16 protein-coding genes and 1 riboswitch are annotated in these 14,665 nt (G+C 43.4%); of the genes, 15 read left to right on the top strand and 1 reads right to left on the bottom strand.

Annotated elements, in window-relative coordinates; translation table 11 throughout:
• The first annotated feature begins 1 nt into the window (after nt 1).
• The 9 genes from kynU (at nt 2) to CD004_RS18340 (ending at nt 9,578) form a co-directional block, all read left to right on the top strand.
• Nucleotides 2–1,288 carry a kynureninase gene (kynU, locus tag CD004_RS18380; RefSeq protein WP_102264068.1) on the top strand — a complete coding sequence of 429 codons (1,287 nt, stop codon included), beginning with the start codon at nt 2–4 and terminating at the stop codon, nt 1,286–1,288.
• Between the two features lie 15 nt (nt 1,289–1,303).
• Complete coding sequence (kynA, locus tag CD004_RS18375) at nt 1,304–2,134, top strand: tryptophan 2,3-dioxygenase (protein ID WP_102264067.1); 831 nt, start codon at nt 1,304–1,306, stop codon at nt 2,132–2,134.
• A 19-nt stretch (nt 2,135–2,153) separates the two neighbouring features.
• Nucleotides 2,154–2,780 carry an arylformamidase gene (gene kynB / locus CD004_RS18370; RefSeq protein ID WP_102264066.1) on the top strand — a complete coding sequence of 209 codons (627 nt, stop codon included), beginning with the start codon at nt 2,154–2,156 and terminating at the stop codon, nt 2,778–2,780.
• 138 nt (nt 2,781–2,918) lie between these two features.
• On the top strand, nt 2,919–3,548 hold the full coding sequence (locus tag CD004_RS18365; protein WP_102264065.1) for a TetR/AcrR family transcriptional regulator: 630 nt from the start codon (nt 2,919–2,921) through the stop codon (nt 3,546–3,548).
• 50 nt (nt 3,549–3,598) lie between these two features.
• Nucleotides 3,599–4,483, top strand: coding sequence for an ABC transporter ATP-binding protein (locus tag CD004_RS18360; RefSeq protein WP_102264064.1), 885 nt, complete (start codon nt 3,599–3,601; stop codon nt 4,481–4,483).
• 3 nt (nt 4,484–4,486) lie between these two features.
• Nucleotides 4,487–5,284, top strand: a complete 798-nt coding sequence (locus tag CD004_RS18355; RefSeq protein ID WP_102264063.1) for an ABC transporter permease subunit — start codon at nt 4,487–4,489, stop codon at nt 5,282–5,284.
• 15 nt (nt 5,285–5,299) lie between these two features.
• A complete protein-coding gene (locus CD004_RS18350; protein ID WP_102264062.1) occupies nt 5,300–6,097 on the top strand; it encodes an ABC transporter permease subunit in 798 nt (265 codons plus the stop codon).
• Nucleotides 6,098–6,571: 474 nt separating this feature from the next.
• Nucleotides 6,572–7,984, top strand: coding sequence for a protoporphyrinogen oxidase (gene hemY, locus CD004_RS18345; protein ID WP_180321257.1), 1,413 nt, complete (start codon nt 6,572–6,574; stop codon nt 7,982–7,984).
• A 130-nt stretch (nt 7,985–8,114) separates the two neighbouring features.
• Complete coding sequence (locus CD004_RS18340) at nt 8,115–9,578, top strand: PAS domain-containing sensor histidine kinase (RefSeq protein WP_102264060.1); 1,464 nt, start codon at nt 8,115–8,117, stop codon at nt 9,576–9,578.
• Nucleotides 9,579–10,407: 829 nt separating this feature from the next.
• Here CD004_RS18340 and CD004_RS18335 read toward each other — a convergent pair.
• Nucleotides 10,408–10,791, bottom strand: a complete 384-nt coding sequence (locus tag CD004_RS18335; RefSeq protein WP_158651592.1) for an SET domain-containing protein — start codon at nt 10,789–10,791, stop codon at nt 10,408–10,410.
• 415 nt (nt 10,792–11,206) lie between these two features.
• A riboswitch (cyclic di-GMP riboswitch) is annotated at nt 11,207–11,293 on the top strand.
• A 93-nt stretch (nt 11,294–11,386) separates the two neighbouring features.
• Between CD004_RS18335 and CD004_RS18330 the strand changes: the two genes are divergently transcribed.
• From CD004_RS18330 to cpaB, 6 genes are all read left to right on the top strand, one after another.
• Nucleotides 11,387–11,731, top strand: coding sequence for a DUF192 domain-containing protein (locus CD004_RS18330; RefSeq protein WP_102265162.1), 345 nt, complete (start codon nt 11,387–11,389; stop codon nt 11,729–11,731).
• A 16-nt stretch (nt 11,732–11,747) separates the two neighbouring features.
• A complete protein-coding gene (locus CD004_RS18325) occupies nt 11,748–11,939 on the top strand; it encodes a Flp family type IVb pilin (RefSeq protein ID WP_102264058.1) in 192 nt (63 codons plus the stop codon).
• Between the two features lie 178 nt (nt 11,940–12,117).
• The gene (locus CD004_RS18320) at nt 12,118–12,639 is read left to right on the top strand and encodes an A24 family peptidase (protein WP_102264057.1); all 522 of its coding nucleotides are present in this window, start codon (nt 12,118–12,120) and stop codon (nt 12,637–12,639) included.
• Nucleotides 12,636–13,019, top strand: coding sequence for a TadE/TadG family type IV pilus assembly protein (locus CD004_RS18315; RefSeq protein WP_102264056.1), 384 nt, complete (start codon nt 12,636–12,638; stop codon nt 13,017–13,019). The genes CD004_RS18320 and CD004_RS18315 overlap by 4 nt, the downstream gene beginning before the upstream one ends.
• A 10-nt stretch (nt 13,020–13,029) precedes the next feature.
• Nucleotides 13,030–13,938, top strand: coding sequence for a pilus assembly protein TadG-related protein (locus CD004_RS18310; RefSeq protein ID WP_102264055.1), 909 nt, complete (start codon nt 13,030–13,032; stop codon nt 13,936–13,938).
• Nucleotides 13,939–13,948: 10 nt separating this feature from the next.
• Nucleotides 13,949–14,650: a Flp pilus assembly protein CpaB gene (cpaB, locus tag CD004_RS18305; protein ID WP_102264054.1), complete on the top strand. Its 702-nt coding sequence runs from the start codon at nt 13,949–13,951 to the stop codon at nt 14,648–14,650.
• Nucleotides 14,651–14,665 lie beyond the last annotated feature (15 nt).

The raw sequence follows: 14,665 nt of genomic DNA, 5'->3' as shown, positions 1-14,665 counted from the left end.
GATGAAGCCTTATTCTTTTCAGCCTGATGCGGAATTTGCCGCACAGCTTGACCGCGAAGATATATTAGTCCGTTACCGGGATGAATTTTACCTGAAACCTGATTCAATCTACCTTGATGGAAACTCGCTTGGCCTTCTTTCAAAACGGGCTGAGCAAACTTTGCTTGAATCATTGGCCGACTGGCGCGAGCTTGGCATCGATGGCTGGATGGATGGTAACCATCCGTGGTTCTATTTATCTGAAAAACTAGGAGAATTGACTGCTTCACTTGTTGGTGCTGCTCCTGAAGAGGTTATTGTAAGCGGATCCACAACAGTCAATCTGCATCAGCTTGTGGCTACCTTTTATAAGCCTGAGGGAAAGAGGACAAAAATACTTGCCGATGAATTGAATTTCCCGTCGGATATCTATGCGCTTCAAAGCCAGCTGCGAATTCATGGCTATGATCCAGATACGCATTTGATCAGGGTGAAAAGCAGGGATAGCAGGTTCTTGGATGAGGACGATATCATTGAGGCGATGACGGAAGAAATTGCGCTTGTCGTGCTGCCGACTGTGCTGTACCGCAGTGGACAAATCCTTGATATGGAGCGGTTGACAAGGGCGGCTCACCAGCGTGGAATCCTGATTGGTTTCGATGGCTGCCATTCAATTGGTGCTATACCGCATTCTTTCTCTGATTGGGGTGTCGACTTTGCCTACTGGTGCAATTATAAGCATTTGAATGGCGGGCCAGGAGCGGTAGCAGGTCTTTATGTGAACTCGAAGCATTTTGGCACGAAGCCTGGTCTTGCCGGCTGGTTCGGTTCAAGGAAGGACAAACAATTTGATATGGAGCATGTGTTAATATCTGCAGAGACTGCTGGTGCCTACCAGATTGGTACACCACATGTGCTGAGCCTTGCACCTTTACTTGGCTCATTGGAAATGTTCGCGGAGGCTGGAATTCAGAATATCCGTGAAAAATCATTGAAGATCAACCGTTATTTAATGGACCTGATTGAACATGAACTTGGCGACGCCGGTTTTAAAATCGGCAGTCCTGTTGAAGATTTTAAACGTGGCGGCCATGTCAGTCTTGAGCACAAAGAAGCGGCAAGGATTTGCAAGGCTTTGAAGGAAAAAGGAATCATCCCTGATTTCCGCGCTCCGAACATCGTCCGACTGGCACCTGTGGCTCTATATACTTCATACACTGACGTCTGGAATGCTGTCCAGATTTTAAAAGAGATCATGAATAATAAATTATATGAGAAATTCAGCAATGAGCGCGGAGTTGTGGCGTAGGGGAGGAGTCCGGAAATGAAGGAAGAACAAAAAACACATCAAATCCATACCGATTTTTCAAAAGAGCTTTCTTATGGCAGTTATCTGCAGTTGGATAACATCTTAACGAGCCAGCACCGCTTGTCCGATCACCATGATGAAATGCTATTCATCATCATCCACCAGGCTAGCGAGCTATGGATGAAGCTGATTCTGCATGAAGTGAGCGCGGCGATTGACTGCATTCGCAAAAATGACCTGGAGCCATCCTTCAAGATGCTTTCCAGGGTGTCGAGAATCCAGCAGCAGCTGATCCAGTCGTGGAGTGTACTTTCGACGCTGACTCCGGCTGAATATATGGAATTCCGTGACAAGCTTGGACATTCATCAGGTTTTCAATCCTATCAGAACCGTTTGATTGAATTTGCTTTGGGGCAAAAGCAGTCTCATGTTCTATCTGTTTACAAGCACGATGCCGACCTGTTTAAAAAGATGGAGGAGGCGCTGCATGAACGGTCGATTTACGATGCGGCAATCAGTGCGCTGGCGATGCGCGGCTTGCCGATAGATGATGCAGCCTTAAATCGTGATTGGTCCGCACCGTACGAACCAAATGCCAGTGTCGAGGAAGCATGGCTCGAGGTGTACCGTAACGTCGATCAATATTGGGATTTATATGAGCTTGCGGAGAAGCTTGTCGATATCGGCAGCCAGCAGCAGCTCTGGCGTTTTAACCATATGAGTACTGTTGAACGGATTATCGGCCACAAAATCGGAACAGGCGGTTCTGCCGGTGTATCCTATCTGAAAAAGGTCGTAGACCACCGATTTTTCCCTGAGCTATGGAGCCTGAGGACGAAGCTATAATAAGAAAGAAGGAAACAGTATGGGAAATTGGATTGATATTTCGCAGGTTTTACATGATAAAATTCCTGTTTGGCCGGGCGACACTCCATTTCATTATGAAGTGAGCTGGGGAATGGAAGAAAGCGGCTCTGTGAATGTCGGACAGGTGACGATGAGCACGCATACCGGCACACATATCGATGCGCCTTTCCATTTTGAAAACGATGGAAAAAAAGTGATCGATCTCGACTTTAACCTTTATATCGGCCCTGCAAAGGTCATCCATTTGCAAAACCCAGCCAGTATCGGAGTTAAGGAAGTAGAATCTTTGGATTTGCAGGGGGTTAAGCGTTTGTTGATCCGTACGGACGCGTGGCAGGATAAGACTGTGTTCCCGGAATCAATTCCGTATATCGAGCCTGAATTGGCTGCTTATCTTGCTGAGCAAGGAGTACAATTGCTTGGCCTTGATTTGCCATCGGTCGATCCATTGGATAGCAAGGAACTGAGTGCCCATCATGAATTGAACAACCAGGGCATTCATATCCTTGAAGGACTGGTACTTGATAAAACTGAACCAGGAGAATACGAGCTCGCTGCTCTGCCCCTGCCGCTGGAACAGGCGGACGGCAGTCCTGTCAGAGCTGTTATTCGTAAAAAAGATTAAGATGAAGGGCTGCCTGATCATTCGATTGGGCAGCTTTTTTGTCGAAAATTTTAGATAGAATTGTGTTGACCAGGGTGGTCAATGAGGAATACAATGTAATTGACCGATGTGGTCAATAGGAATTAAGGGGAGGGCGTTATGTCTTCAAAATTTTTAAGCTTGAATCCTGAAAAGCAAGAACGAATCCTGAACGCCGCTCTAAAGGAGTTTGCCCTTAAGGGATACGAAAATGCATCCACGAATGAAATTGTCAAATCAGCAGGTATCTCGAAAGGGCTGCTTTTCCACTATTTTAAAAACAAGAAAGAACTTTATCTATTCCTTTATAACCACTTTGCCGATGTGATGGTAGAAGAGTTCTTTAATGAATTGGACCTGAGCGAACGGGACATTTTCGAACGGATGAAAACGCTGATGATCCTGAAAAACAAACTGATGGCGAGGCATCCGGAAGTATTCGACTTCATGGTGGCAGCTTCCATGGAAACCGCGAAAGAAGTAAAGGAAATACTTGATAACACAAAAACCGAACTGATCCAGGCAAGCTACAGCCGATTATTCGAGAATATTGACATCACCAGGTTCAGGGATGGTGTCGACATCCAAAGAGCGATCAACATCATCATGTGGACGCTCCAGGGCTTCAGCAACCAGGAACTAGAAAAAGCCAAAAAGCTGAACCAGCCACATCACGACTTTGATGAAGCATTCAAAGAAGTCGAAGTGTATATCGAGATGATGAAGAAGGCTTTTTACAAAACAGTCTAAGAAAAAGAGAATGAAGAGCTAAAAAGAAAAAGTATCTGGGAGGGTCTGGCATGAACGTGATTGAGATAAAAAATCTGACAAAAATGTACGGCAAGGCCAGGGGAATTGAGGATGTAAGTTTCGATGTGAAGGAAGGAGAAATTTTCGGGTTCATTGGCCCGAATGGCGCAGGTAAATCAACGACGATCAGGACGTTACTATCTTTGATTTATCCAACGAGCGGCAGCGCGACGATTTTTGGAAAAGATATCATCACTGCTGCTCCGGAAATCAAAAAGGAAATCGGGTACCTGCCATCTGAAGTATTTTACTATGACAATATGAAGGTCATGGAACTGCTCAAGTATTCAGCAAGCTTTTACAAAAAGGATTGCACCAAACGGATCAAGGAGCTTGCTGACATCATGGAGCTCGACCTTACGAAGAAAATCGATGACCTTTCGCTTGGTAACAAAAAGAAGGTCGGCATTGTCCAAGGTTTGCTTCATGAACCGAAGCTGATCATCCTTGACGAACCGACAAGCGGACTAGATCCGCTCATGCAGCAGAAGTTTTTCGACCTTCTTGAAAAAGAGAACAAGAAAGGCGCGACGATTCTGTTTTCTTCCCATATTCTCAGCGAGGTGCAGAGACTGTGTGACAGGGTTGCGATTATCAAGGAAGGCCGGATTGTCACCGTCGAGAAAATCAGCACGCTAAAAGAAAACACCTACAAGAAATTCAAAATCGAAACCAATTCCGTAATCGATAAAAACCTTTTCAATATTGACGGTGTGAATCAGCTAGAGCAGGACGGCGGAACGGTCAGCTTTCTTTTCAGGGGCAACATCAACTTGATCATGAAAAAAATCACTGAAATCGAGATTGCGAACCTCTGGGTCGAGGAGCCTGACTTGGAAGAGATCTTCATGCATTACTATGAAAAGGAGGAATAGGACATGAATATATTCCTTCATGAACTGAAGGCATACCGGAAATCGACTATTATATGGACCTTGTCGTTGGTGGCGATGGTTGTCTTATTTTTATCAATGTTTCCTTCCTTTTCAAAGGATGCAGAAGAGTTCAAGAAGCTGCTTGAAGGCTTCCCGGTTGAATTGAGGAAAGCGATTGGATTGTCGGTGGACAGCATCGCGACATTGATTGGATTTTTTTCATACGCATTCCTATATCTGAAGCTCGCGGGCGCCATCCAGGCTATGAATCTTGGAACTTCGATACTATCAAAGGAAACAAGAGAAAAGACAGCTGACTTCCTGCTCACTAAGCCAGTGACAAGGACGCAGGTAGTCACTTCCAAGCTGTTGGCAGCGCTGGTTTCCCTGGTAATCACAAACATTGTTTTTATCGCTGCGACTTTCGTGATGGCATCAATCGTGGCAGAGGTTGATTTTAACAGAGAAGCTCTATTCCTGATTGCTATTTCCCTGTTTTTCATCCAGCTTATGTTCATGGCACTGGGAATCATCGTTTCTGTGATCGCCCCAAGAATTAAATCGGTGATTTCAGTATCACTCGGCACTGTTTTCGGATTTTTCATGCTCGGGATGATCAGTTCAACGACAGAAGATGAAGCTTTACGTTATTTAACGCCGGTCAATTACTTTGATTCAACCTACATCACACAACATTCAAGCTATGAAACTTCATTTATCGTAGCTGAGGTAGTTTTTATCATCGCTGCGGTCTCGGCCAGCTATTATTTTTACGCAAAAAAAGATGTTCATTCCGTTTAGGGAGGAGGAAAAGTCATGAATCTTTTTAAAAGGGAAATGAAGGCAAATCGCAAGTCGCTCATCATTTGGAGTATCGGTGTCATCTTCATGGTCGCCGCGGGCATGGGCAAGTATTCAAGTCTGGAAGGGACGGGGCAATCGATGAATGCGCTGATGGCCGATATGCCTAAATCGCTCCAGGCCATCATGGGAACCGGTTCACTCGATCTGTCGACACCGATCGGTTATTTTGGAGTCTTATTCTTATACCTTGCTGTGATGGGTGCTATCCACGCCGCGATGCTCGGATCGAACATCATTGCCAAGGAAGAGCGTGACAAGACGGTCGAGTTCCTGCTGGTCAAACCAGTTTCAAGAACGAGAATGATAACATCCAAACTAGCAGCCACTTTGGTCAACATCCTGATTTTCAATATTGTGACCTTCGCTTCCTCTGTGGGAATGGTCCAGAAATATGTGGAAGGTGAGAGCGTCACCGCGGAGATTTCCTTACTGATGGTCGGAATGTTTATTCTGCAGCTGATCTTCTTGGTTATCGGAACCGCAATCGCTTCTGTCTATAAAAATGCGAAGAAAGCGACATCGCTGGCAACTGGAATCTTACTTATCCTTTTCATTTTATCGATAGCAATTGATATGAATGAAAAGCTGGATGGATTGAAGTTCCTGACTCCATTTAAATATTATGACGCGAAGCTTGTTTTGGAGGAAGGCGGTTTCGAACCGCTTTATCTGGCACTATCCGCATTGATGCTGCTAGGGCTTACAATCATGACCTACGTGTTTTATCGAAAAAGAGATATGAATGTTTAATCCCGGGCAACCGGGATATTTTTGTGGAATAGAGGATGGATGCCATGTGGTCGAAATAATCACGAAAGTGGTCGATATAATTGAAAATCCGCTGATATAATTGAAAAAGTGGTCGATATATTCAAAATCCGCTGATATAATTCCGACCGTGAAATTTTCAAGAAAAAAAAGCTTCCACATGCGTCCGAATTCTAACAGTTTGTCGTAAGTCAAATCCATTTCAGACCAACTTCTTTTTTATTTCCCCCCCCATCTTAAATTAGATGGAACAGTTCTTGCCCGTCCTGGCTAAACAATGGTCATTTTCGTAAGCTTACTGCGTACTGTCCGCCTCCTTCGTTCACATTTTAGTAAAAAAACTGCCATCTTCCTTTGAATTTCAGGTGCTATACTTTAAATATGTTAAATACTGCACATACCTAGTTAATTCAACTATAGGATAATCAATACATTACTAAAGAATAGGTGAGCGGAATGGATGAAAAGAAGGTCATTGTTGTTGGCGGCGGGATTACTGGACTCGCAACAGCATATTATCTCCAAAAGGAAGCAAGGGAGAAGCAATTTCCCATCAAAGTGAAATTGGTTGAGGCAAGCGATCGTCTTGGCGGTGTCATCAGCACTGATAAGCGGGACGGGTTCGTCATTGAAAGAGGACCGGATTCAATCATAGCGAGAAAAAAGAGTGCTATCAGATTGATAGAAGAAGTTGGCCTTAAAGATAAAATCATATCCAATACTGCCGGGAAATCTTATATTTACGCGAGAGGCAAGCTTCACACAATGCCTGAGGGCTCTTTCATGGGCATCCCAACAAAGGTGACTCCATTTGCGTTATCGGGATTATTTTCACCGCTGGGGAAATTGCGTGCGGCGGGGGATTTTATTTTACCGAAAGGCGAGCCGAAAGCAGACCAGTCGCTTGGAGCTTTTTTCCGACATCGTCTTGGCGACGAGGTGGTCGACAACCTGATTGATCCACTATTGTCAGGTATCTATGCGGGCGATATTGATGAACTCAGCTTGATGGCGTTGTTCCCGAACTTCTATGAAATAGAACAAAAGCATCGGAGCCTTGTGATTGGATTGAATAAGTCGATGCCAAAGCTGCCAAAAACAGCTAAAAAGCCTGGTTCTAAAAAAGGAATGTTCATCTCGTTGTCTACGGGTCTTGAGGAGCTAGTCCACCAGGTTGAAAGCCGATTGGAAGACGGAACGGTCTTCAAGGAGAGTGCTGTAAAAAAGGTAGAGAAAACAGGCAGTACCTATCAAGTTCACTTTGAAACTGGAGAAGTTGAATCAGCGGACAGTGTTGTCATCACGACTGACCATTTCCATGCGCAGCGCATGCTTTCGGAGTATGCACTCATGGATCAATTCAAAGATATGCCATCCAATTCCGTGGCAAATGTCGCGATGGCATTCCCGAAATCGGCGATTGAAAAAGATATCGACGGAACAGGCTTCCTGGTATCGAGAAATAGCGATTTCCGAATCACCGCATGTACCTGGACACACAAGAAATGGCCAGGCACATCTCCTGAAAATATGGCATTGCTTCGCTGCTATGTCGGCAAACCGGATGACCAGGAAGCAGTCGATCTGTCCGATGAAGAAATTGTCGAACTGGTGTTAAAAGACTTGAACAAGACGATGAATATCACTGAAAGGCCAATCTTCCGTGTTGTAACGAGATGGAGAAAAGCGATGCCGCAATATACGGTGGGGCACCTTGAAAAGATTGCCAATGTTAAAAAACAGCTCGACGAGAAGCTCCCTGGTGTATTCCTTGCCGGAGGATCATTCGAAGGTGTTGGCATACCGGGCTGTATCGACCAGGCCGAAGCAGCGGTGGAGAAAGTAATCAGCCATCTTACTATAGAATAATTCTTGCCGCTATCTTTCAAAAGATAGCGGTTTTTTACTTTTACTAGAGAGATAACCAAATACTTCTTTTTTAATATCATAATCTTCTGTAAAATAGAACTATAAGGTTAAAAAGTTTGGAGAGATCTCTATGCGAAGTAGTTTCCCTATATTTGGGACAGATGATGAAACGATCTATAATCCTGATGAACTGCTGAGTTTATTTCTGGATTGCACGGCTGACGGATTTGCTATTGTCGATATGGAGAATCGTTTTTTAAGGATCAACCATAAGTACACGGAAATTTTCGGCTATACAGAAGAAGACTTGATTGGGAGAACTTTTTATGAGTTTTCAAATCCCGATTTCGTCCCGGGAATCATTACTGAAGTCCAGAATGGAAAAGCATTTACCAATATGATAACGAAACGATTCCATAAAGATGGGTCAATGCTGGATATTGCAGTCTCATATTCTCCTTTCCGAAATAAGCACGGGAAAATCATAGCGATCATAGCGATATACCGTGATATCACCAAAATAGTGAGCATGGAGCGTGAACTAAATCGAACCAGGGAATTGTATGAACTAATCACGGAAAATACGACTGACATGATCAAGGTGATTAATAAGAACAAGGTGATTGTGTACGCTTCACCTTCACATGAAAAAGTAATCAGTCTGAAGCCGGAACAGATTGTAGGCAGAAGCCTGAGTGAATTTTTGTCTGCTGAGGAAGATGCAATTCTTGATAAAAAACTGGCTGAGATTATCGAAACAGGCGAGCCGCAGATTTTACGGAAGAAGTTTACGACTTGCAATCAAAATTCGGTTTACACCGAGTATAATATTTCTCCGATCTACAATGAGAAAAAAGAGATAGAGTCCTTTGTCAGTGTCGGCAGAAATATTACGGACCGGGTCAAGCAGGATGCTACCATCCGGAATCTTGACAGGCTTTCTGTCACCGGCCAGCTGGCAGCAGGAGTGGCCCATGAAATACGCAACCCGCTGACTTCTTTGAAGGGATTCTCGAAGTTATTGCAGACATGCCTCGATAAGAAGAAGCAAGCGGATTACCTTGCCATCATCATGAATGAACTCGACAGGATCGATACGATTGTCAATGAGTTCATGTCACTGGCAAAGCCTCAGGCGGTGCAGTATGTAAAAGAAGATCTGAAGTCAATACTGGACAGTACAATTAACATCATTCATCCGCAAGCGCTAATGCATAATGTCCAAATCATCACTAATTATCCAGAAAAAAATTGCGAGCTGTCATGCAATTCGCACCAGCTAAAGCAAGTATTCCTGAACTTCTTAAAAAATGCGATTGAATCGATGGCAGAAGGCGGAAATATCTATATCGACCTTCAGATTAATGAACCGGGTAAAGTACTGGTAAGCATTGTCGACGAGGGGGCAGGCATCGAATCGGACCGGCTGCGATACCTTGGAACACCTTTTTATACCACAAAAGATAAAGGAATCGGGCTTGGATTGACCGTCAGCAATAAAATCATCCAGGAGCATAATGGCACAATGAAGATTGTCAGTGAAAAAGGCCAAGGGACCACGGTGATTGTTGAACTGGATTGTTTAGAGACATAGGACAGAGAACCATAAAAAAGCGGCTTCCTGGATGTAAACCGTTCCGTTTTGAGGTGCATATGGCGAAAATGGCACAGTAAATGGCGTGGAAATTGACCACGCCATTTTTCCTATTGTGCCAGCATTTATAAGCCAGTTCATTACAAATTAACACCTGCAAAATTATTTTAAATGCCATTGACAATGTTTGTTGTACAAGAATAATGACGGTCATTTACACTGTCAATTTTTATGGCCAGTTCGGAAGTCAATTTAAGGCTTGCATTCTACCAACATTACATTCATGTATAGCCAGTATAACGATGAACATGGAATTTCACTTTTTTTTCTTCAACGAACGGAGCAGTTAGCTGAAGATTGATTTTTTCTAAAACAAGGGAAGACTTAAACTTAATTGAGTAACAAACAATCCTAGAAATAAGCGGAGAATATCCGGTTAAACTGTATGGTATAGCTCGGTAAGGGGTAAATAAGCGGAGGTTTTCCGGTTAAGCAAGTGCGAATGCCAATTTTTTATGTTTTTCAAGTAAATAGGCGGAAATCTTCCGTCTATTTAAGCTGTTTTCCGTGCCATTTTATAAATAAGGGAAGTTTCTCCGCTTATTTATGAGCCCATGATGATTCCTTCACTAGGGTCCGTTCTTTTATGGTGTGGAATAAACGGGTGCTTTGTTGAATAAGAACCATTATATTTTGGAACGAAAATACATTAAATTAGAAAAATGGCGTGTCAAAACTGATGTCAGTTTACACGCCATTTTTATTGTCATTTAAATGATATGCACCCTAAAACAGAATGGTTTATCCGGGATGGGAAGCCGTTTTCTTGTTATTCCTCTTCTTTGTTGAACCAGAGTGGATCGTTATTATCCACTTCCCCATTATAATTAATGACAATCTCTTCCCCAGCGCTGATGTCACGATAGGCATAGAAATCAAATGTGTGATTGTCGAAATTGATATCGTACGTTGCGTTAGGCTCATATGAGTGGTTGAATAACATTCCATATCCAAGGAGGATTGCAGAATGGTTAATGCCATATTCAAAGGCATAGTCAGCTAGCGCCGTCTTTTCGATGTGGACATGCTGGTCGTTCGGATAAGAAAGAACGGGAGCCTCATGGATCAGTTCGCCTTTTGCGATATCACGAGTTGCGAAGACCCCTCTGTTGAATTCTCCATCGCTAATTTCAGAAGTTTTTATTTCAATCATTTTTTTCACCTGCTCGCTCTATTACTTTGTTGTCATTTCCCTTTTTAGCATGACGTTTTTTTGGAAAAAATGCAAATTTATTATGAATTCTGTATCTACTTTTAGTATTTACGTGGTTTATGGCCTATCCAAGCCGAAAAAATTCATAAAAAATAAAGATTTATACCTATTAAGAGTTGAGTAGAGAGTATCGAATTATCTAGAAAAAATGCTATGTTCACATTAGTTAATAACATGTAAAAATGATTAACCTCCTGAATAGTGATTTAAGCACTATATATCGGTAAGGTAGTTTATTTTTCCTGAGCAACAAGACCTGGTAGAATTTTTAGAAAAATCAGGATTTTTGATGGATTTTGTTGAAGAGTGTTTCAAATTATGATGTGGATAAGAGATCAGTCGGATATACACTGTTTCTCGATAAAGGCAAACCTGGTGAAAACCAGCGACGCAAAGCTAAAGGGGCTACGGCAATTCATTGCTAAGCCAGCCAGCTACCGAAAGATCAGGGTGAAGTACATGAATTATGTATTCAGTTAACCCCCCTTTCGGTAAAGGCGGGGTTATTTTTGTACAGTTGGAGGTGAAAAGCGAAATGAGACTTGTGAATCAATCGAACGGCAAAGAATTGGCAGCGGATGTAAAAATAGCAGATACCTTCTTCAGCAGATTCAAAGGGTTGATGCTGACAGACAGCTTGCCAGAAGGTCACGGTCTCTACATACAGCCCTGCCGGTCCATCCATACCTTTTTTATGAACTATTCCATCGATGTTCTTTACATCAGCGAGAACTTTGAAATTGTAGGCGCGGACGAACAACTAGAGCCTGCGAAAATGGGAAAGCGCTGCAAAGGTGCGTATTCTGTGTTCGAGCTTCCAGAAGGCACGATCCGGAATACCGGAACGAAAGTCGGTCATTCTATCAAACTAATAAAATGAAAAGGGGTTTTAAAACATGAAAGCAAAAATGAAAGCATTATTCACAGAAGAACAAGGACAAGGTATGACTGAGTACGGTTTGGTACTTGGAGTTATTGCGGTAGCGGTTGTTGGTGCGCTTGTAACTCTACGCGGTGAAATCGTAGAAATGTTCACTAATGTAGTTAATGCAGTTACCGGTGCGGAAACAGGCAATAATACTCCTTAATTACGAATTTATACTGCTGGATTAACAATAACTATAAATTGTCATCATTTTTTAATCTTCTATGCGATTGGAACTTGTTAAAACAGTATTTTTACCAGTTAGAGGTACAGACCGAAACAGCCTCGCGTTGAAAAACGTGGGGCTTTTTTAAAACTCCTCACTGAAATGAGGTAGATGAATGTTAGTTGATTTTTTATTGTTAGCATTAATAGTCATTTGTGTGATCACCGATTTGAGAGAACGGAAGATATATAACAAAGTTTTATTGCCGTTTTTACTGGCGGGTCTCGTTTTGAATTCAGTCACTGATGGAATTTCGGGCCTTGGCTTTACGCTTTTTGGCACGGCAGTTGGTTTCTCTATATTACTGGTCCCTTATTTGCTCGGGGGAATGGGTGCTGGAGATGTGAAGCTGCTTGCGGTGATCGGCGGCTTGAAGGGAGCCGTATTTGTATTGACGGCTGCAGTTTATATGGCGCTTGCGGGTGGAATTCTGGCGTTATTAATTCTGTTTTTCAGAAAGGGTGCCTTAAACAGGTTAAAGCAGATTGGTATGTTCCTGGGCGGACTGCGCAGCGGCATGAAAGTTCCGCTTGGACTGGATAAGGAATCCCTGACCACCACCTATCCATATGGGGTGGCCATTGCGATTGGAGCTGTGGCTGCCATCGTGTTTCCGAATGGAGGGGGAGTGTTATGAGGCGTGATGAGAGAGGGCAATCACTCGTTGAGACTGCCCTCGTACTGCCGGTTCTTTTATTGCTGTTGGTAGGTATTTTGGATTTTGGCAGGATAATGTATTCTTATGCCCATCTTCATATGGCGGCCCAGGAAACTGTCAGATTGGGAGGTCTCGGTAAAAGTGACTCCGAAGTCACTGCTTTTGCCAGGGATTATGTTCAGCTGAATGAGATTGATAAACTGGCCATCTCTATCTCTCCAGGAGATGCGGGACGTGTGGCTGGTGACTATTTAACTGTGAAGTTGGAATATCCTTATCAATTTTTCACTCCGTTTATATCCAGCCTGTTTTCTTCATCCTTGACGATAAAGGCGGAGTCAACGATTAGAGTTGAGTGAGGAGGACTAAATGGCAAAAAGATGGTTATCGGAAGAATCAGGGAACACCATCCTTTTGGCAGCTCTTTCGATGTTTGTCATCCTTAGTATTGCCGGCCTTGCAATCGACGGCGGGATGGTTTATATGACGAAGGCGGAGCTGCAGAAAACGGCTAACGCTGCTGTCCTTTCTGGGGCACAGGAGCTGACAAACAATGAAGTGAAGGTTGAAGAGGTGGTACGAAGCATCGTAGCAGCCCATAAGGATGGCTCTTCTGTCGACAATATATCAATAGAGATGGAGAAGAAGGTCGGCATCGACTTGTCCAAAAAAGTTGATCTGGCATTCTCAAAACTACTTGGATTTGAAACTGTCGATGTCAAAGCACATTCTGCTGCCGAGTTAAGGACGATGGGACGGGCAGAAGGAGCAGCACCGCTTGGGATTGATGACAGTATCCCACTAGAGTTCAATAAAGAGTATCAGTTAAAGGTGGATACTGGTGGAGTAGAATATGGGAATTTCGGAGTCCTGGCCCTGGGCGATACAGGGGCCCGGCCGTATGAGGAGAACCTGCGCCATGGGTATCAAAATGAGCTTTCGGTAGGGGATATCGTCATCACACAAACAGGTAATATTGCCGGTAAAACCAGGGAAGTGGTCAAGGAAAAAGTGAATTCGTGTCCAGAACTCCCAAGGGATATTAATTCAAGGAACTGTTCTAGGATTCTGCTTGTCCCTGTCTATAAACCATACAGCACGGATGTTAACCAGGTAAAAGAAGTGAAAATTACTGGTTTCGCTTATTTCTATATCACTGACCCTATGGACAGCAAAGACACTTCAATCAAGGGAATTTTCATCAAACGTGCAGGAACGGGTTTTGAAGGTGAAGCAGCCGCCTTTAAGGGCGCATACAGCATTCGAATAACGGAGTAGGTGATCAAAGATGCGGTCAAAGCTTGTTTTGGTCCTCGCATTAGTAATGGGTATAGTAACGACATTTTTATTCTTTCAATATATGAATCAAGTAAAAGCTGAAAAGGCAATGAACAGCAATCTGGTTGAAATTGTCGTCGCCAAAGAGAAAATCTTGAAAAATGAACAAATCACCGCACAGAAGCTTGGGGTAATGATGGTACCTGAGAAGGCCCTGCATGCCAATGCGATAAAAAATCAGGAAGATGCAGTTGGCAAGCTTGCCAATGCAGATATCGAACAGGGTGAGGCAGTGCTGTCCCACCGACTTGGGTCACAGGTTACTGAACATATCTATGTCTCCAGGAAAGTCCAGGATGGATACAGGGCAGTTTCTGTTGGTTCAAATTTCAATCAGTCAGTTTCAAACTTAATAGAACCAGAAGACGAAGTTGATATTATTTTTACAAAAAAGGTTGATGGGCCAGAGGCGAAAATCGAAACCAGAATCATTTTGCAGAAGGCAAGGGTACTGGCAGTAGGGCGAAAAATGGTTCTGCCAGAGGATACTCAAGAACCATATGCCGAGTATTCCTCGGTAACGGTAGAACTCACACCTGAGGATGCTGTTAAGCTTGTCAATTCTGCAGAACAAGGGAATATCCATTTCATGCTGCATAAGCGGCCAGTCATAACGGAAAAAGAAGCAGCGGGCGACAGCGACCAAGATTGAAGAAGATGGAGGGTG

Source organism: Mesobacillus jeotgali (assembly GCF_002874535.1).
Taxonomy (GTDB): Bacteria; Bacillota; Bacilli; order Bacillales; family Cytobacillaceae; genus Mesobacillus; species Mesobacillus jeotgali.
Note: the sequence above shows the minus strand (reverse complement) of the source record. Positions and strands in the feature narration are given on the sequence as shown.

Bases quoted from the DNA above. Each gene is read 5' to 3' on its own strand.
- kynU (WP_102264068.1), top strand. From the start codon at position 2: ATGAAGCCTTATTCTTTTCAGCCTGATGCGGAATTTGCCGCACAGCTT.
- kynA (WP_102264067.1), top strand. From the start codon at position 1,304: ATGAAGGAAGAACAAAAAACACATCAAATCCATACCGATTTTTCAAAA.
- kynB (WP_102264066.1), top strand. From the start codon at position 2,154: ATGGGAAATTGGATTGATATTTCGCAGGTTTTACATGATAAAATTCCT.
- CD004_RS18365 (WP_102264065.1), top strand. From the start codon at position 2,919: ATGTCTTCAAAATTTTTAAGCTTGAATCCTGAAAAGCAAGAACGAATC.
- CD004_RS18360 (WP_102264064.1), top strand. From the start codon at position 3,599: ATGAACGTGATTGAGATAAAAAATCTGACAAAAATGTACGGCAAGGCC.
- CD004_RS18355 (WP_102264063.1), top strand. From the start codon at position 4,487: ATGAATATATTCCTTCATGAACTGAAGGCATACCGGAAATCGACTATT.
- CD004_RS18350 (WP_102264062.1), top strand. From the start codon at position 5,300: ATGAATCTTTTTAAAAGGGAAATGAAGGCAAATCGCAAGTCGCTCATC.
- hemY (WP_180321257.1), top strand. From the start codon at position 6,572: ATGGATGAAAAGAAGGTCATTGTTGTTGGCGGCGGGATTACTGGACTC.
- CD004_RS18340 (WP_102264060.1), top strand. From the start codon at position 8,115: ATGCGAAGTAGTTTCCCTATATTTGGGACAGATGATGAAACGATCTAT.
- CD004_RS18335 (WP_158651592.1), bottom strand. From the start codon at position 10,791: ATGATTGAAATAAAAACTTCTGAAATTAGCGATGGAGAATTCAACAGA.
- CD004_RS18330 (WP_102265162.1), top strand. From the start codon at position 11,387: ATGAGACTTGTGAATCAATCGAACGGCAAAGAATTGGCAGCGGATGTA.
- CD004_RS18325 (WP_102264058.1), top strand. From the start codon at position 11,748: ATGAAAGCAAAAATGAAAGCATTATTCACAGAAGAACAAGGACAAGGT.
- CD004_RS18320 (WP_102264057.1), top strand. From the start codon at position 12,118: ATGTTAGTTGATTTTTTATTGTTAGCATTAATAGTCATTTGTGTGATC.
- CD004_RS18315 (WP_102264056.1), top strand. From the start codon at position 12,636: ATGAGGCGTGATGAGAGAGGGCAATCACTCGTTGAGACTGCCCTCGTA.
- CD004_RS18310 (WP_102264055.1), top strand. From the start codon at position 13,030: ATGGCAAAAAGATGGTTATCGGAAGAATCAGGGAACACCATCCTTTTG.
- cpaB (WP_102264054.1), top strand. From the start codon at position 13,949: ATGCGGTCAAAGCTTGTTTTGGTCCTCGCATTAGTAATGGGTATAGTA.